This is a genomic window from Marivirga aurantiaca (genome assembly GCF_016679925.1).
GTDB classification, from domain to species: Bacteria; Bacteroidota; Bacteroidia; order Cytophagales; family Cyclobacteriaceae; genus Marivirga; species Marivirga aurantiaca.
Genome location: NZ_JAEQBW010000012.1, coordinates 43,323 through 61,743 on the forward strand (window position 1 = coordinate 43,323; position 18,421 = coordinate 61,743).

Genomic DNA, 18,421 nt, shown 5'->3' on the forward strand with positions numbered 1-18,421 from the left:
ATAATATCATTATGAAAAATATTAAAACCATCTTCCTATTTACAATTGTATTTATTTCATTATTTGTTTTAGCCCATCTTATCTTTTTGATAAGCTTTAGTCCAACTGAGACATTTAATGAAGATAACTATTTTCAAAATCACAAAAACAAAAAAGTATTAGCAATTGTATCCCATGATGATGATTTGGTAGCATTTTCAGGCACTTTTGCTTATTTAAGAGAATTAGGATGGCAGGTGGAATATGTTAGTTTTTACCGCGGAAAAAATGATTCGCTTGAGCTTAATCGCAAAAACGAGCTACAAAAAGTAGCAGAAATACAGAAATTTTCTGATTTACAAATAATTGATTTTGAGTTTCTTAAAGAACCTGAAAAAGCTAAATCTCTGTCTGTACCATATGATGAATTGGAATCTGTATTTTATTTGGATTCATTGAGAGGGTACATAAAGAATGTTATACGAGCCTCAAATCCTGATATTATTTTTAGTTTAGATGATGTAATTGGTGGTTATGGACATGCAGAGCATGTAATTGTGGCGCAATCCATTCGGAAAGTTAGCGAAGAATTAAAACTCAAAGGTTTAATTTCAACAGAAAGGATTTATCAGGGGGTATATCCTGACTCGCAGGAAAAAGCTATCAATGGGCATCTTTCAATTTATCAGGAAGCCATGAAGGATTATCAAGCTCCTGAAGGTATGCCCGCTCCAAATGTTCAAATCCCCATTAGGAAATATCACAGGGAAAAAATGGCTGCCATTAAATCTTATGCTTCACAACATAATAATCTGAAAAAGTTTATTGTTTATTATCACTGGTATCCGTCATGGCTTTACTTCAATATTTTTAACAGAGAATTCTTTACTATTATTAAAATTTGAGGTACATGTTGAAAGAATCTTTCTGTTACTATAGTATTGATAAGAATAATTTCAGACCTAGCTAAAATAATCACGTCCGGAGGCTATCCGAACGTGGTTAAAGGAAGTTTTATTCATTAATTTTTACTCATCAGTCTGCCCGATTCTACCATGTTAATAAACTCTATTCTGTAACCATTTTCATCTTTACCTCTTGCACTTTTGGCTAAATCCAATACCATAGGGTAATCACCCTTTTCAAGATAGTCAGATCCTTTCAATATCATTCCGTAAGTTGCTACGGCCGCTGACCATCTGAAATTATCCGATGTCCTGGCAATGGAAACAGATTCATTGTCAACAGTTTTCACAATCAACTTACTGGTATCTCCATCAGGTGCTTTGTAACGAAATTTTACTGTCAGCAACTCATCCCCATACTGCTTTTCACTACTTTTAGGCTTCTCTTGTTGATATTTTAAGTCATCTATGGGCTTGAAATAACTATCCACTCCTTTGGGAATTATTTCATACAAAGCGGTCACTGAATGTCCAGAGCCTAATTCTCCCGCATCCTTTTTATCATTGTTGAAATCCTCTGCTTGCAACTTCCTGTTTTCATAACCAATTAAACGATAAGCTGTTACATTGGCAGGGTTAAATTCTACCTGGATTTTAACATCTTTTGCGATGGTAAAAAGTGTCCCTCCAAACTCATTCACTAATACTTTTTTTGCTTCCTGCATATTGTCGATATAGGCATAATTGCCATTACCCTTATCTGCAAGAATCTCCATTTTAGAATCTTTGTAATTGCCCATGCCAAATCCCAAAACAGTTAAAAACACACCTTCTTTTCTCTTGGCTTCAATTAAATTTTCCATGGCTTCATTGCTGCTGGCCCCCACGTTGAAATCCCCATCCGTAGACAGAATGATGCGATTATTTCCGTCTTTCACAAAATTATCTTTAGCTATTTGGTAGGCCAGGTTAATTCCTGCTCCTCCGGCAGTAGAGCCCCCAGCCTGCAATTTCTGCAAAGCTCCCATTATTTTGTCTTTTTCATTTCCCGAAGTAGCCGGTAATACACATCCTGCCGCACCTGCATATACTACTATTGACACTTTATCTTCCGCTCTCATTTGATCTACCAATAATTTTAATCCTGATTTCAGAAGCGGCAATTTGTTCTGGCCAGACATGGATCCTGAAACATCAATCAGGAAAACCAGATTGGAAGCAGGCAATTTATCAGTGGGAATAATTTTACCTTGCAAGCCAATGTGTACTAATTGGTGTTTATCATTCCATGGTGCCTGCGAAACTTCCGTATTAATGGAAAAGGGATCATTTCCTTTAGGTTGATTATATTCATAATTGAAATAATTGATCATCTCTTCAATTCTTACTGCATCGGGCGGAGGCGTTTGTCCATAATTAATAAACCTGCGAATGTTGGCATAAGAAGCAGCATCCACATCAATAGAAAAAGTGGAAAGCGGATTCTTTGTTGCTTCCATGAAAGCGTTTTCAGGCAAACCCTCATAATCTTCTGTATTTTGATTAGTTATTGTCCCCTGTGGATAATGATGATTAAATGCCACTTCCATTTCTGCATCTTCATGAACAACATAAGATTTTTTAGTAAACATAGACTTTAGAGACTTACCACGGCTTGTAACAACCACTTCTGAAAGTTGGTTAACATCTGAATGCATTTGAACATCAATAACAGATTGGTTTTTAACCGCTATTTCCTGCTTTTCCATTCCAATAAATGAAAAAACCAAAATGGCATCAGCCTTATTAATATTTATGGAATATTGACCATCCAAATTTGTATTCACCCCAATAGATGTTCCTTTCAACAGTACGTTTACTCCTGCCAACTCCTCCCCAGTTGAGGCATCTGTTACTTTTCCTGTAATAGTTCTTACTTGTGCATTGAGCATTGCAACACTTGCAAGCATCAGACTACATATTAAAATTCCTGCTAATTTTTTCATGGTAATTTATATTTAAGTGAAACATTTTGTAGGTAGGATGCAGCCACTTAAGAAATTCCATAAAAGTTTTTTCTTAGCCCTCAAATTAACTGCTTTGCAGATAAAATAGATTTTCGAAATAAAGCTATCTTAGAGCATAATTAAATATTCGTATTGGCAGACACCATTCACATAGATAAGGAAAGAAAACTGATCAAACAATTCAGGGAAACCAATGATCTAGCGTTGCTGGGAGAAATATATGCTCCGTATATGCATTTGGTGTATGGTGTTTGTTTAAAATACTTTAAGGACCGTGAACAATCCCAGGATGCAGTAATGGCTATTTTTGAAGAGCTGATTATAAAATTACCCAAATTTGAAATAGAAAATTTCAAGAGCTGGTTGTACGTGCTTAGCAAAAACCATTGCCTGATGGAATTGAGAAAGCAAAAAAGAAGCCTGACAGATCATTTAGAAAGTTCTTCGTACAATCATATGGAAAATGTACAGTTTGTGCATCATGATGATGAAGCTTTGACGGAAGAGAACCTGGACAGGTTGAATGATTGTATTGCACAACTTAAAATCGAACAAAAGCAATGCATTGAATTGTTTTACCTGGAAAAGAAAAGTTATCAGGAAATTGTAGAGACTACAGCCTTTGATCTTAAAAAAGTAAAGAGTTATATCCAGAACGGAAAACGCAATTTGAAACAATGTATGGAACAACAAAGTGAATAAAAACAATCACCATATTGAACCTCTTAAAGAATTGAGTGAGGAACTCATGCAAGCCTATGCTTCGGGAAAACTCTCTTCATCCGAACAGCATCGGGTAGAAAAATATCTTTTGGATCATCCGTTTGAGGCAGAAGCTATGGAAGGTTATTTGTACAACGCAAAGGCTTTTGAAGATCTATCATTGTTGAAAACCCGCCTGTCAGACAGAATTAGTGAACCAAAGAAAAATGCCATCATTCCTTTATGGCGTAGAGCATTGCCCTATGCCGCAGTATTTTTACTCCTGATATTGTCCGCTGTTTTGGTAAATACATTTTTGGATAACCAAAAGGAGATGATGCCCATTTCACTGCAAAAAAATGATATGGTGGAGTTTGAAAAAGAGCAATTATCATTGGAAGTTCCTGCTCCGGCATCTGAACCCGAAGCAGGATCTGAAATAACCCAGTCTGGCACTTCTGCTAAAGAAATTAAAAGTGCTATAGAAAAACCAAAAGAAGTGGCACAACAAAAATCGGAGGAAACTGATTTTTTTTCAGCCCCGACAGGTATCGAAGAGGAAGTACCCTCTAAAATTGAAGAAATCGAAGAAATTGAAGTTGAATATGACATGGAGGATATGCAAGCTGGAAACGCTCTGGCTGACAGAGTAAAATCTTCAACACTTCAACCATCAAAGAAAATTACTACAAAACCTTTTTCAGACGAAAAAACAATTACCGGAAGAGTAACTGATGCTGAAACCGGAGAGGGCTTACCCGGAGTAAATATATTAGTTAAAAATTCTTCAGTGGGAGTAAATACCGATCTGGATGGAAATTTCGAAATTTCAGCCAAGCCTGATGATATTATTATTGCCAGTTATATTGGAATGCAAAAAGAAGAAGTCTCCGTTGATAACTACAATATTGTAGATATTGAATTGCAACCAGATGTAAACCAGCTTAGCGAGGTAGTGGTTACCGCTTATGATAAAGAGGCTGAAAAAGATGACAGCTACAGTGCTGCACAACCGGAAGTGGGCTATAAAGATTTTAGGAAATACCTGGAGAACAATCTTCAGTATCCTGAAAAGGCTAAGGAAAGTAAAACCGAGGGGAATGTCAGGCTAAAAATAACAATCAGTCCCTCCGGAGCAATTAAGGATATTGAAGTGCTTAAAGGCTTAGGAGATGGCTGCGATGAGGAAGCCATTAGGCTTATTAAAGAAGGTCCATCCTGGGAACCGGCCAAACGAGGAAGCCAGCCAGTTGAATCTACTCAAAGAGTAAAAATTAAGTTTAAATTATAAATCCTAAATAATGGCCAGATTTCTATTCCAACATAGCTGAATTGCTTATGCGAAATGGCTACCTTCATGGCACAAACTTCTTGTGTCAGAATTGGATAAATGAAGACTATTATTAGTTGATAAGTTTCCTGATACCTACAGGTATTAATCAGTTTTTTCAACTCTACTTTAGCCAATCAAAGTATTACGAATACATAATATTTTACTAATATTACTTCCGAAAAAAGATCATCAAAAGATCAAAAAACAATATTTCATGTCAGATATAGAAATTGCCCAAAGAACCCAATCCCAACATATACGTGAAATAGCTGAAAAAATTGGCATAGCTGAAGAGTTGCTTGAGTATTACGGCCCTAAAAAAGCAAAACTACCACTTTCGTTAATCGATGAACAGAAAGTACAGGAAGGAAAACTTATTCTAGTCACAGCCATTACGCCTACACCTCCAGGAGAAGGAAAAACGACAGTTTCAATAGGGCTGGCAGATGGACTTAACCTGATAGGAAAAAAAGCTATTACTGTTTTGCGAGAACCTAGCCTGGGACCAGTTTTTGGAATAAAAGGAGGGGCTGCTGGTGGTGGTCGTAGCCAGGTTATCCCTATGGAAGATATTAATTTACACTTTACAGGAGATTTTAATGCCATTGAAAAAGCCAATAACCTCTTGGCCGCTCTAATTGACAATAATATCCAAAGCAAAACCAATAATTTGGACATTGACCCTCGTACTGTATTATGGAAGCGTGTAATGGACATGAATGACCGGAGTTTAAGAAATATAATTTCCGGACTTGGCGGAAAAACAGGTGGGATTCCACGCGAAACAGGATTTAATATTACTGCCGCCAGTGAAGTTATGGCTATTTTATGTATGAGTAGCAGTATGGAGAACTTACTGAAACGCTTGGGCAATATCTATATCGGAGATACTTTTGAAGGGAAAGCAGTATTTGCAAGGGATTTAAATGCAGAAGGCGCAATGGCTGTGTTGTTAAAAGATGCTATTAAACCCAATCTGGTACAAACTTTAGAGGGTAATCCGGCTATTTTGCATGGCGGCCCTTTTGCCAATATAGCACAAGGAACCAATAGTATTCTTGCTACAAAAACAGGTTTAAGCCTCGGAGATTATGTTGTAACAGAAGCAGGGTTTGGTGCCGATTTAGGTGCTGAAAAATTTCTAAACATCAAATGTCGAGAAGCAGGAATTTCACCTAAAGCTGTTGTGATAGTAGCTACCATTCGCGCTTTAAAATACCATGGTGGGCAAAATCTATCCGAATTGACCAGTGAGGATTTAGATGCACTTGAAAAAGGAATTCCTAATCTTGAAAAACATATTGAAAGTATTCAAAGCTTCGGTTTGCCTATGGTGGTGGCTGTTAATGCCTTTACCACAGATACAAAAGCAGAGACCGATTTTTTAATTAATTACTGTGATCGAAAAGGAGTAGCCGTGTCCTTTAGTGATGGATGGTCTAAAGGTGGAAAAGGTTGTACAGAATTAGCGGAAAAAGTAGTTATAGCCGCGGAAAATTGCTCCCAACAATTTAAACCTACTTATGATTTAGATGACGATATATTAAGCAAAATGCACAAAGTAGCCACCACTATTTATGGTGCTGAAGGCGTATCATTAACTCCAAAAGCTAAAAACCAGTTAAAACGCTTCAATGATTTAGGTTTTAACAATTTACCTATTTGTATGGCTAAAACACAAAAAAGTTTAAGCGACAATGAAAAGTTAACAGGCAGGCCAACAGGCTTTACTATTGATGTACGGGAGTTCGAAATTGCTGCCGGAGCAGGTTTTATAGTTCCAATAGCTGGAAATATATTGCGCATGCCCGGTTTGCCGGAGAACCCTTCCTCCACAAAAATTAAAATGGATGCTAGTGGAAATGTAAGCGGTTTATTTTAAATCGTTTTATTAATAACACATCGGTATTATTTTGTTTATAATTAGCATTCTTAAAAGTATTTTCGTTTACAACAATAAAAGTTTATTAATATGAAATTTGGCAGCGTAGAAAATCCTGAAGACATAGATTTCAACTTACCTCAAAATCATCCGGATACTGAAAAAGTATTAAAGCAAAAGGGCGGAAGCCTGGATGAAATTTACGTGGGTTGTGCTAAATGGAACAAGCAGGATCTCAAAGCTTTCTATCCCAGAGGCACCAAAGATGAACTGGCCTATTATAGCCAGCAGTTCAACTCCATCGAATTAAATGCCACATTTTATAATAATTATGGCCCTGAGCAAATTCAAAAATGGACAGAAAAAGTACCTGATGATTTTCGTTTTTTCCCGAAAGTAAATAACTACATCAGCCATATCAAAAGGCTTAATCAGGTTGAATTGCCCTTGGAAGAATTTTGCAATAATATCAGAAGCTTTGATAAGAAGCTGGGCATGGCATTTCTTCAGTTGCATGATAACTTCGGTCCTAAAAATAAAGACAGACTGGAGGACTTTCTCAAACTTTGGCACGCTGACCTTCCATTGGCCGTAGAACTCAGGAATACTGCATGGTTTAATGAAGATGGTGAAGCAGAATGGATTTACGATCTTTTTGAACACTATAATGTGACAAATATCATTGCTGACACAGCTGGTAGACGAGATTTACTGCATATGAGATTGACTTCAACTGTTGCTTTTGTTCGCTACGTGGGTGCCAATCATGAAAGTGATTATCAAAGACTGGATGATTGGATTGAAAGAATTAAAGAATGGAAAACACAAGGGCTCCAGAAACTTTATTTTTTCGTGCATCAGAACTTGGAAAAAGCCTCCCCTTACCTTTCTGCTTATTTTATCGAAAAATTAAATAAGGCAATCGGCAGTGAGCTAAAGCCACCCTCCCTTCCCGAGGATTTGTTTGGAGAAAAGAAATACTAATTAATATGTTCTTCCAATATAATTATTGACATTATGCCTCCATAGATGAAGGGCAATTTGCGAGAAATCCATAGAGCAAAATGAAAAGAAACACTTAGTTTTTGATACCCAAAGCATCCGAATCAATAGCCAGTCTAATTTGAATAAGTTTCATTTTCACCTATTACAAATAGTCCTGAACTCACAATATTGGCAATTTTCAATTTTGTCGGTTTGGTCAAAGGGCTGTGGACTGGCAAAAAGCTCGATTAATACAGCTTGTAATCCCTCTTCAAATTCATCCATTAAAGGTAAGGCATTGGTCAGTTCATCCTTTCCCATTTTGAGCTTCTCTGAAAAATCTGTGGTAAACAACCCTTTGCCATTGTACAAGCCGGGAACCAATGATTTACCTTCCGGCATTCCTGATTTCTTCAGGTAAAGATAGGCGTACATCAATGTCTGCATGGCTGCTCCGTTGCGTTTAGGGTGATCACGATCAAACAAGCTGGGGACATCCGGGAATTTTACTTCATCTCCTCCGGATTTGTAATCAATCACCCGAATGCTTTCTCCTAATTGATCCAACCGGTCAATTGTACCATATAGAAAAACAGACAAGTTATCTGCCAATGGAAACTCTACTATATATTTCCCATCTTCTTCTACTTCCAGAACAGTAAAAGGGGCTATTCGGGCGTCATAATCCAAAATCCGATCTACCATGCGCTTTACAACATCCCGAATGATGATATTACGGCCTTCAAAATCAAACTTCTCACCTTCTTTGCCATACAATTCATGAAACTCCTTTTCAATCAGGGCCAAAGAGTTTTTCTTAAGCCCGGTTATTTCATCAGTAGACAATTTCTTTCCAAGCAATGGTTTGTACAAATCCTCCATCACATGATGCAGAATATTACCGAAATCAGCTGCATCAAGCTCCTCACTTACTTCCTCTTTTTCTTTCAAACCGGCAATATACCGGAAGTAAAACTGCAAACGACAATTGAAATAAGTCTTTAAAGCCGAAGCAGACAATTTACGTTTACCAGGCTGGCAATATTCATTTAATATCTTCCAAATGCTATCGTCTTTTTCAATCAGAATGGGTACCGCTGTAGCCGCTTGAGGATTCTGGTTAAGCATTTGTTGATGCACATTCCTGGTTTTCACCCCCAACTCATACTTTAGTTGTAATAGGTAACGACTTGGCTCCCCTCCTTTTCCTCCACTGTTGTCGCTATTATACATTAAATGCAATTTTTTACTGCGCTGCAATAGTCGATAGAATAAATAAGCATAAATGGCATCCCGCTGTTCCAGTGTAGGAAGCCCATAAGCTTTGCGAATGTTGTAAGGAATAAAAGATTGTGTATTGGCTCCTCCCGGAAAGTTGTCCTCACTCATACTAAGGAAGTAAACATTTTCAAAATCCAGATTGCGAGATTCCAGCACACCCATAATTTGTAGCCCTTCTAATGGTTCCCCGGAGAATGGCACACGTAATGATTGGATAATCCTGTTAAACAGCCGGATGAAAGCGTTGATATCCAATTCCAGTCGAAACTGCTCTACAATTTTCTCTAATTGTTGTATGTGTTTATAAATTTCGGAAATAAATTCCTGCTCTGTTGCTTCCAGTTTTTCCTCGTGCACATATTGTAGAACCTGCTTCAGATAACTAAAATAATTATCTGAAGCATCTTTAAAAATCAATTGGTTAAGTAGGTGCTCAGAAGCTTTCAAATCGCTCAGTCCAACTCTGATCATATTTTGTTTCTCTATATGATCAATGTTATACCTTACGGCCTCTTTCAAAATATTCCCCACAAAAGGATGCTTCAAAATCTTTAGAACATCCCGATGATTAAAACTAAGTTGAAATTTCTCTCCCCTTTTATTTTTCTGCAACTGAAGACAGGCATGCATGAGTTGATAAATGGATGCAAAGCGCAAAGGATAACCCATCGTAACATTCACTTTCTGTACTTCTTTGGGGAGCGCATAGAGCACCGGAAAAAGCAAACTTTCATCTCCTAATATGATGGCGGTTTTTTCAGGCAAATCAAGTGCTTCTCCCTGAAGCAATTGCCCCAGGAATTTGGCCTGAGCTATATTCCCCTTTACTTCGGTCACATAAATTTGAGGACTCTCTTTTATAATTCGATCAGGCATCTCCTTAGGAAATGTATTAGCTAAAACAGATTGCTTTTTGTATTCCCTAAAGAAATTCCCGGCTTCCTGACTGGTTTGTTCCGGGGCTGCATAATAGGCATCTATATCCCAAAAAACTTTTGCACCTTGCTTCACCGCTTCTGAAATAATAACCTCCTCTGTTTTAGTAAGAGCATTAAAACCTGCAAAAACCAGTTTTCCGGTGATCATCACTTTTCCGGCTTTCAACCTCTCTGTATACTCCCGATAAAGCATCCCATTATAGGCTTTATTCTCCGATAAAAGCCTGGCTTTAAAATCTTTGTAAACAGGAAACAAGATATCCCAATTCCTACGAAACTTCTCCTGAGCAGCTTTAGGCTTAGCCTCAAAACTTTTCCAGAAACGCTCAATCAATGCAATCTGCTCAGGGAGTAAAAAGTCAGTATTAGCCATTTGCTTCCATTCTGACAGATTAGCAAAAAGGGGCCTGGCATCAGCCATGTAATGATCCACATCGTTAAAATCCTTTACCAGCAAATCTCCCCAAAAATAAAACTGCTCAAAATTCTCCTTGAAAGGAGCATGCTTTTGGAACACCTCATGAAGCGAAAATACAAGGCTCAACTGGTCAGGAACAGCAAAATCACTCTGTTGCTTCACAAAATCTTCTATGGACATCACTTCTGGAGCCCAGATGGGTTTGTTGATCAATTTCCTCAATGCCCTGTTAAAAAACAAGCCTGCACGCCTGTTCGGGAAAATGATCTGCCAATCAGCTATACTTTCACCTAAGTCAGCATATAATTTATGGGCTATTTCTTCTAGAAATGTATGGGTCATCTTATTGTAGATCTCTTTAATTGTGTTGGGGTTTTCTCTTATTTTGTAAAGTAGAATACGGCAGTTTCCTATAATTAAACTAAACCGCTTCCACTATTTCCAAAGGGTCTAGATAAGCTATATGGGCTGTTACTTTCTCATATCCCATCTTTTTCAGGCTTTTTTGGTAAAAACGAACTTGTCGTGCATGTTTCTCATCTTTGAGTCCTGTTTTAAAATCCAGTATTTTGGCTTCACTTCCTTTTACCAACACCCTATCCAATCGAATGAGAGAACCATCTGTTAATAAAACCGGGACTTCTGTTTTCACTTGCCAATCCGTTTTAAACCATTCCAATAAGGGGCTTTCTTTTTGTAAATTACCTTCTACCAATTGTACCACCCTTTGATAATCTTCACTGCTCATCATTTCTTCTGCTTCCAGCTTTCGTAGCAAAACAGGCAATTCCTCCACCTGATTTAATTTAGAAAAAATATTATGGACTTGAATCCCTATGTCGGTTTTTGAAAGCCCTTCTTCCACTTTCAGTACATGGGATTGCTTTATCTGTAACTTCTCCTGCCATTGGTGGCTTTCATAATATCTCAAATCAACTGTTTTCAGCTGATCAGCTTCGTCAACATCTTTACCTTCTTTGCCCATTTGAATAAAATCAGCCTTGTCTCCCATCACTAAGCTTTGGCTTTCTTCATTCCAAAAATCTGTTTGTTGCTCTGCATACTTTTTAAGCAAACATGAAATATATTGCGCACTTGATTTAGCAGTTGTATTTACTAACAAAGCATCTCCAGCCCTGGTAAGTGCTACATACAATAAGTTCATATTATCCAAAAAGCTTTTAACTTCTTCCTCCCAATAATCAAGAGCGAAAACAGAATTCTTTAATGAGGCATTATGCTTAATGGGTAAATAAGGAACTTCTGCGAATTGTGTATTTTCAGTGTTCACCCACAAGGTAGGTGCTATGGTAGCATGATGTGTAATTGACCAATCAAGTAGAGGAACCATACAAACTTTAAACTCTAACCCTTTGGCTTTATGAATAGTCATCATACGGGCTGCATTTTCTCCGGCTTGTAATTTAATGGCATAAGACCCCTGATTCTGTTCCCACCATTCCATAAAATCCGGAATACCTCCCTTATTTCCGAAATCCAATAGCACATCCTGAAAAGCAGATAAATAGGCTTTTTCCTGATGAATATTCTTTAGCTGAAAAATCTGAATAAGGCGCTCGCTCATCTCCAAAAGGTTGAGACTCAACAATTGCTTTTTCGTTTCAATAAATTGCTCAGGCAGGTGCATTTCCCCGCTATCCACCTTTACAATTTCATGCACGGTCAAGTCCTCTCTGCCGATTATTTTTTGATAATAGAATTTAATCTGCGCCAGGGAGATGTTATCCTCTGTATATAAGTATCGAAAACAGTTTAATAGAAAATTGACAATATGTGCACTATTTAGCAAAAGTGTTTCATCAGAAATCACATTATATTGATACTTTCGCGCCTTTTCAGGCTGTTCCAGTTGATACATCTCCAGGAAATCCTGTATTTCTATTCCTTCCTTTTTTGATCTGATCAATATACCCACATCCTGCAACTTAATACCTGCGTCTTGTAGTTGTTCTATATCCTGTACAAATTGATACAAAGCAGGCTCTCTCCAGGATATTTTCTCCCCCATCTCGTTTTCCTCCTCTTCAAAGAATCGTAGCGCTACATAACCACTGTAAGGATAGGAGTTTTGTTTTTTCTGTGCTACATCATCATAAGCCATGGCCAGGTCATCTAGCAGGTTTTCTACTTCCATTGTAAAGGAATTAGAACTTCTTGTCAGTGCATATTCCTTTACAAGGCCCGGCAATTGTTGAAAAAGCTGGTTATTAAAATCAATTACATTAGGCTTACTTCGGTAATTATGTACCAGCGATTGCTCCTCATAAAAATGTGATGGAATATCTTCCCTCAGCCCTTTGAGTAACAAACGCCAGTCACCCCCGCGCCAGCGGTAAATAGATTGCTTAATATCCCCTACCACCAGATTCTCATTGCCCTCTGCCAAAGAATTTTCTATTAATGGTTTAAAGTTCTGCCATTGCAAGGTGGAAGTGTCCTGAAATTCATCCATTAGGAAATGATCGTAGAAACTGCCCATTTTTTCATACACAAAAGGGCTTTCCGAAGGATCCGAACCTATAATTTCATTTAAGAATTGAGTAGTATCTGATAAAAACTGAATCCCTTCCTCCTGTTTATAATCTTGCATGCGTTCATTAAAATGCCAGCTTATTCCAAGTAAATAAATATTCTTAAGGATGTTTTGGGCGGAAATATATGCTTTCTGATTAAATTCAATATAGTCGATAGCATTCTGGAAATAATCTAATAAACCATCCTGTGCCAATTGAAAAATCTCATCTTTCCGTTTAGAGGATTTAGCGGCTAATTTTTCTCCACCGCTATCAATTGCAGCAATAACCCGTGCTTTGATTTCGAAATCCCTGCAGTCTTTCTGAATTTTATTAAAGAAATTAGGGGCAGAACTAGCACCATAGCTAAAGTCGAGAATGGTCAATCCTCTACTTTCAATTAATCGTATAGCCTCTTTTCCTATTTCATCCAGATCATCCTCAAATTGACTGGTAATGCTGTACAATCTGGATTTGAAGGACTTGAGTTTTTCAGTGTTATTAATGGATTCACCTAAAGCTTTTTCCTTTACCTTAAAGTCATCGGACATCAACTCTTTTGTAAAAGAAATCACATCCCTTCGCACGTCCCATTTACCTTTTTGCTCAAGCTTATCAATAGAGAATTCTAGGAGCCAATCTCTCAGAGGTTGATTATGACTTAAATCTTCCATCAATAAATCAACAACTGCGTTACGTACCTCATCCGTATTGAGTAGCAATTCACCATCTCCTTGCAAACTTAACTCCCTGGCAAATGATCGCATGACATTTTGAAAAAACCTATCAATGGTTTGTACAGAAAAACGGCTATAATTATGAAGAATAGCTACCAAAAGATTATTGGCAGCTGTTTGCAACTGCCGTGCCTCTAAATTTAAAAGAGCCATAAGTTGGTCACCCATGCCAGCAACATTTCCACTACTGAATTGAAAAAGATTTTGAACAATCCTTTCCTTCATTTCCTGAGTAGCTTTATTGGTAAAGGTTACTGCGAGTATTTTTTTGAAATGTTCGGGAGATATAAGTGCCAGCTTAAGATATTCCCGGGTAAGGGTGAATGTTTTACCGGAACCGGCTGAAGATTTATATACAGTAAAAGACTTTTTTCCCATGTAGGGAAATTAATTATTCCGGGGGTAAATAAAAAATTAGTAGGGGTATTAGGTATTAAAAGATGTGATATAAAATAATTGTAAAGGCCACAATTGATTGCACTCCGATAATTATAGCGGATATTTTATTCTCTCTTGATCTGTTAAAAGAAAAAGTAGAAAAGAAAGATTTATTCAGTTTCAACTTTGTAGAATTAGGCATGTTTTATTTATTGAAAAACAAATATAATATCATACATCCGATAAATCCTCAACAAAATAAGAAATTATTTCATTTTCATAAATAAGAAATAATTATTATCAAATTAATTCTATATGAGGGGCTAATTTAAATATTTAATGTAGTAATTCACCTCAAAATCTTACATATCTTCTATCCCGGTTACACCTCCTGAAACTATAAATTTCATGGCTGTGGTACCATTTACATCCCACGGTTGAACCAGTTCATTGGCAACAATTAAAATGTTTCCTGAGAAATTATAGGAATGTGGTAAGTATACTGAACAATAGCCTGGTAAATTGATACCAGCTAAATCGTCTTGAGTAATAAAGCCAGGTTTCATGATTTTGCCAAGACCATCAAACTGTACCATTACCGGCTTATTGAATTTTCGTTTATCCCCTACAAAGGCACCAATAAGATCTTTAATAGAATTATAAATAAGACTTAATAGAGGGACTTTATTGATGAATTGGTCAAAAAGCTCAATAAAAGGCTTCATAAAATAAGTGGAGGCAAGGTATCCAACTCCAATAATACCTGATATAAGGATAATCACTCCCAGCCCGGGTATGTTAAATGGCAATAAACCATCTACCCATATAAAAACCACCTGGATTACCATTATAGTAAAAGCAATAGGAGCTACAAATAATACTCCTCTAAAAAAATAGGACAATGCTTTATTAAAGAAAGAATTTTTCATACAAGTAAAATGAAGTGACAAAAAGAGAATTAAAAACGAAAAAAGCCCTGATGCACTACATCAGGGCTCTAAATATATTTTAAAATCATTAGTCAATTAAATGGAAATCCCCATAAAAGACATGAAAGCTATTCCCATTAAACCAGTAATTAACATAGTAATACCCAGCCCTTTTAATCCATCAGGGACATTTGAATATTTTAATCTCTCACGTATTGCAGCTAATGCAATGATAGCAAGAAACCAACCAATACCAGAAGCAAAACCGTACACAGCAGATTCTGCTAAATTATATTCTCTTTGAGCCATAAAAAGGGAAGATCCTAATATGGCGCAGTTCACAGCAATCAATGGCAAGAAAATACCCAATGACCCATACAGTGCCGGAGAGAATTTCTCAATAACCATTTCCACTAATTGCACCATAGAAGCAATAACTGCAATAAACATGATAAAGCTCAAAAAGCTTAAATCAACCTCTGCTAATGAGGGATTAATCCAGGCTAAAGCCCCTTCGTTTAATACATATTCTTGCAATAACCAGTTTACAGGAACTGTAATGGTTAAAACGAAAATTACTGCCAATCCTAATCCGAAAGCTGTGCTTACTTTTTTGGATACCGCTAAAAAAGAACACATGCCCAAAAAGTAGGCGAAAACCATGTTCTCAATAAAAATTGCTTTGATTCCTAAATTTACTAAATCCATTTTTAAAATATTTTAGCGATTAATTTTCTACGTAACCAGTCTTGTTCCTCTGAACCCATATAATCAGTCCTAAGACGAAAAAGGCTCCAACAGGAGTAACCATGATACCATTAGCCTGGTAGTCAAAACCTACCCATCCTTCAGATGAAAAACCAATAGCTTCGAATACTTTATACCCAAAGATGGCACCTGAACCAAACAATTCCCTAAAGAAGGCAACAGCTAATATAACCCAGGCATAGCCAAGTCCACTACCAAGTCCGTCAAGGATTGAATCGTAAGGTTTATTTCCCGAAGCAAAGGCCTCAAGTCGGCCCATAATAATACAGTTGGTAATGATCAAACCCACAAACACACTGAGTTCTTTATACATATCAAAAGCATAAGCCTTCAATACTTCATTTACTAATGTTACCAAGGTAGCAATTACTGCTAGTTGAACTATTATCCTTACCCTTCCCGGTATTAATTTTCGCATAGCCGAAATGGAAAGGTTGGAAAACACTATTACAAAAATCACAGCAATGGACATTACCATTGTTGGTTTCATTTGTGTAGTAACAGCTAATGCCGAACATATACCCAACACTTGTATAGTGATAGGGTTATCATCATTTAAAGGGTCTGAAACAAGGCTCTTTCTTCTTTTTGATAATAAAGCCTCAGACTCTTTTTTAATCGGTTTTTCTACAGTTTCTGTACTCATAATTAAAATATCAAAATATTAAAGAGTGGCTGTTGCACCCTGCTTGTTAAAGTACGGCTGATAGTATTTGAAATATTTCTTCAACATTTCATTCACTCCAGTTCCGGTAATAGTAGCTCCCGACATTCCATCTATATGGTGCTCATCAAGCTTGCTTTCCGGATTATTTTCTCCTTTCAACATTTGAACTGAAACAAGTTCGCCTTGTTCGTTATACAATTCTTTTCCTTTATAACGTTCCTGAACTTCGCTCTCAGTGATTCTGGCCCCTAGACCGGGAGTTTCCCCAGCGTGACCAAATTTAGCTCCTTTTATTTCCTTTCCCTGAGTATCCAAAGCTATAAAACCCCAGATATTATCCCAAAGTCCGTTGCCATACACAGGTAAAATATAAGACTCCACTTCATCCCCTGCATTTTCTCCAAAATATTTAAAAACAGGATAAAGCCTTTCTTCAGGGGATTTTTTAAATTGCTTTTCAACGTTCACATCTTCTGCAACAATGGCATTTCCTTCACTGTCTTCAGTTACAACATTACCTTCAAAATCAACAACTTCAGATTTGATTACCCTATCATAAACTTCAAGAACATCAAAGTCTTTATCATCTATATCCATTACTGCACCTAAAATTTGCTTTTTAGTATCCAGCTCTACTGATTTCTTTTGTTGTGGGGCTAATCCCTCGGATGTAGCCGCTAAAAGTCCGCCAAGAACAACTGTTAAGATGACGGAAAATAATATCACATAATAATTAGACTGTCGCACGTTTTAACCTCCTGTTTTTATTTGATTGAACAACATAATGATCTATTAATGGTGCAAATACATTCATTAATAGGATAGCCAACATAATCCCTTCAGGATATGCAGGGTTTACTACCCTGATAATTACAGTTAATACACCAATTAGAATCCCATAAATCCACTTACCTGTTTCGGTATGCGCTGCTGATACTGGGTCTGTTGCCATGAATACTGCACCAAAAGCAAGTCCTCCCATTACCAGGTGATAATGAGCAGGCAAGTCCATGAATGCATTATAACCAATTGCGTTAAATCCTAACCCCATTAACCATGCACCTAGAAACACACTCAATACAATTTTCCAGCTTCCAACACCTGTAATAATTAATATCAACGCCCCTATTAATACACAAAGAGTAGAGGTTTCGCCAATTGAACCCGGTATGGCTCCCAGGAACATGTTTTGGAAAGAAAACATTCCTTCTGCCCAAAAATTTGAAAATGCTTCTAATACAGTTCCTGTACCCGCTAAAGCGGTGTCATAAGCAATAGCCAAAGCTGTTGCGCCAGTATATCCATCAACAGGAGTAGCATCACCAATATAAGTCCAAACACTACCTGATATATCAGTAGGATAAGCAAAATATAAAAATGCTCTGGCTGTTAATGCTATATTCAATATATTCATTCCTGTACCACCAAAAACTTCTTTAGCAATAATTACAGCAAAAACTGTAGCCAAAGCCACTTGCCATAATGGAATAAAAGGAGGCATAATTAAAGCAATTAACATACCCGTCACCAAATAACCCTCATTTACAGGGTGATTACGAATAACACATATAGCAAATTCAGTTCCCAAGCCTACTGCATAGGAAACTATTACAATAGGTAAAGCTTGAATAGCTCCTATGCCCACTTTTTGCATAAAAGTAGCTGTTTCACCTATAGCCAGAAAATGTTGGTGCCCTATATTCCATATACCAAAAAGCAAACAAGGGATCATTGCGATCACTACCGTGATCATTGTTCTTTTCAGGTCATTTGCATCACGAATTTGCACTCCCTTTGAAGGGGTAACTAATTTTGGTCTGAACAAAATGGTTCTATGACCTTCGTATAAGGTATAATATTTCTCGTATTTCCCCCCTTTTTCAAAAAGAGGTTCAATTTTATCGAAGAATTTCTGTATTGGATTCATATTATATTATATAATTTTAAAGGACGTTAAACATGCAATGAGCAGTTTAATCA

13 protein-coding genes are annotated in these 18,421 nt (G+C 37.1%); 5 read left to right on the forward strand and 8 right to left on the reverse strand.

Annotated elements, in window-relative coordinates; all coding sequences use genetic code 11:
- Window positions 1-11 precede the first annotated feature (11 nt).
- Complete coding sequence (locus JKA74_RS17875) at window positions 12-884, forward strand: PIG-L family deacetylase (protein WP_201432601.1); 873 nt, start codon at window positions 12-14, stop codon at window positions 882-884.
- Window positions 885-1,000: 116 nt separating this feature from the next.
- Here JKA74_RS17875 and JKA74_RS17880 read toward each other — a convergent pair whose 3' ends face one another.
- Window positions 1,001-2,869 (reverse strand): vWA domain-containing protein, encoded by a 1,869-nt coding sequence (locus JKA74_RS17880; RefSeq protein ID WP_201432602.1) that lies wholly within the window; start codon window positions 2,867-2,869, stop codon window positions 1,001-1,003.
- Window positions 2,870-3,022: 153 nt separating this feature from the next.
- On the opposite strand from JKA74_RS17880, the gene JKA74_RS17885 reads away from it, so the two are divergent.
- From JKA74_RS17885 to JKA74_RS17900, 4 genes are all read left to right on the forward strand, one after another.
- A complete protein-coding gene (locus JKA74_RS17885) occupies window positions 3,023-3,592 on the forward strand; it encodes an RNA polymerase sigma factor (protein ID WP_236587913.1) in 570 nt (189 codons plus the stop codon).
- Window positions 3,585-4,883: a TonB family protein gene (locus JKA74_RS20985; protein WP_201432603.1), complete on the forward strand. Its 1,299-nt coding sequence runs from the start codon at window positions 3,585-3,587 to the stop codon at window positions 4,881-4,883. Before JKA74_RS17885 ends, JKA74_RS20985 begins: the two co-directional genes overlap by 8 nt.
- Window positions 4,884-5,139: 256 nt before the next feature.
- Window positions 5,140-6,807, forward strand: a complete 1,668-nt coding sequence (locus JKA74_RS17895) for a formate--tetrahydrofolate ligase (RefSeq protein ID WP_201432604.1) — start codon at window positions 5,140-5,142, stop codon at window positions 6,805-6,807.
- A gap of 90 nt (window positions 6,808-6,897) precedes the next feature.
- A complete protein-coding gene (locus JKA74_RS17900; protein ID WP_201432605.1) occupies window positions 6,898-7,791 on the forward strand; it encodes a DUF72 domain-containing protein in 894 nt (297 codons plus the stop codon).
- Window positions 7,792-7,947: 156 nt separating this feature from the next.
- Here the strand turns inward: JKA74_RS17900 and JKA74_RS17905 are convergent, their stop codons facing one another.
- The 7 genes from JKA74_RS17905 to JKA74_RS17935 form a co-directional block, all read right to left on the reverse strand.
- Complete coding sequence (locus tag JKA74_RS17905) at window positions 7,948-10,770, reverse strand: PD-(D/E)XK nuclease family protein (protein ID WP_201432606.1); 2,823 nt, start codon at window positions 10,768-10,770, stop codon at window positions 7,948-7,950.
- 79 nt (window positions 10,771-10,849) lie between these two features.
- The gene (locus JKA74_RS17910) at window positions 10,850-14,077 is read right to left on the reverse strand and encodes a UvrD-helicase domain-containing protein (RefSeq protein WP_201432607.1); all 3,228 of its coding nucleotides are present in this window, start codon (window positions 14,075-14,077) and stop codon (window positions 10,850-10,852) included.
- Window positions 14,078-14,439: 362 nt separating this feature from the next.
- Complete coding sequence (locus JKA74_RS17915) at window positions 14,440-15,006, reverse strand: DUF502 domain-containing protein (RefSeq protein ID WP_201432608.1); 567 nt, start codon at window positions 15,004-15,006, stop codon at window positions 14,440-14,442.
- A 96-nt stretch (window positions 15,007-15,102) separates the two neighbouring features.
- The gene (gene nqrE, locus JKA74_RS17920; RefSeq protein ID WP_201432609.1) at window positions 15,103-15,714 is read right to left on the reverse strand and encodes an NADH:ubiquinone reductase (Na(+)-transporting) subunit E; all 612 of its coding nucleotides are present in this window, start codon (window positions 15,712-15,714) and stop codon (window positions 15,103-15,105) included.
- Between the two features lie 19 nt (window positions 15,715-15,733).
- Window positions 15,734-16,420 carry an NADH:ubiquinone reductase (Na(+)-transporting) subunit D gene (locus tag JKA74_RS17925; RefSeq protein ID WP_201432610.1) on the reverse strand — a complete coding sequence of 229 codons (687 nt, stop codon included), beginning with the start codon at window positions 16,418-16,420 and terminating at the stop codon, window positions 15,734-15,736.
- Window positions 16,421-16,438: 18 nt separating this feature from the next.
- Window positions 16,439-17,188, reverse strand: coding sequence for an NADH:ubiquinone reductase (Na(+)-transporting) subunit C (nqrC, locus tag JKA74_RS17930; protein ID WP_201432611.1), 750 nt, complete (start codon window positions 17,186-17,188; stop codon window positions 16,439-16,441).
- Window positions 17,175-18,368: an NADH:ubiquinone reductase (Na(+)-transporting) subunit B gene (locus JKA74_RS17935; RefSeq protein WP_201432612.1), complete on the reverse strand. Its 1,194-nt coding sequence runs from the start codon at window positions 18,366-18,368 to the stop codon at window positions 17,175-17,177. Before JKA74_RS17935 ends, nqrC begins: the two co-directional genes overlap by 14 nt.
- Window positions 18,369-18,421 lie beyond the last annotated feature (53 nt).

What these genes read in the sequence shown, in the direction of transcription:
- nqrE (WP_201432609.1), bottom strand. Translation starts at nt 15,714, where the DNA reads ATGGATTTAGTAAATTTAGGAATCAAAGCAATTTTTATTGAGAACATG.
- JKA74_RS17915 (WP_201432608.1), bottom strand. Translation starts at nt 15,006, where the DNA reads ATGAAAAATTCTTTCTTTAATAAAGCATTGTCCTATTTTTTTAGAGGA.
- JKA74_RS17905 (WP_201432606.1), bottom strand. Translation starts at nt 10,770, where the DNA reads ATGACCCATACATTTCTAGAAGAAATAGCCCATAAATTATATGCTGAC.
- JKA74_RS17935 (WP_201432612.1), bottom strand. Translation starts at nt 18,368, where the DNA reads ATGAATCCAATACAGAAATTCTTCGATAAAATTGAACCTCTTTTTGAA.
- JKA74_RS17910 (WP_201432607.1), bottom strand. Translation starts at nt 14,077, where the DNA reads ATGGGAAAAAAGTCTTTTACTGTATATAAATCTTCAGCCGGTTCCGGT.
- JKA74_RS17900 (WP_201432605.1), top strand. Translation starts at nt 6,898, where the DNA reads ATGAAATTTGGCAGCGTAGAAAATCCTGAAGACATAGATTTCAACTTA.
- JKA74_RS17875 (WP_201432601.1), top strand. Translation starts at nt 12, where the DNA reads ATGAAAAATATTAAAACCATCTTCCTATTTACAATTGTATTTATTTCA.
- JKA74_RS17925 (WP_201432610.1), bottom strand. Translation starts at nt 16,420, where the DNA reads ATGAGTACAGAAACTGTAGAAAAACCGATTAAAAAAGAGTCTGAGGCT.
- JKA74_RS17895 (WP_201432604.1), top strand. Translation starts at nt 5,140, where the DNA reads ATGTCAGATATAGAAATTGCCCAAAGAACCCAATCCCAACATATACGT.
- JKA74_RS17880 (WP_201432602.1), bottom strand. Translation starts at nt 2,869, where the DNA reads ATGAAAAAATTAGCAGGAATTTTAATATGTAGTCTGATGCTTGCAAGT.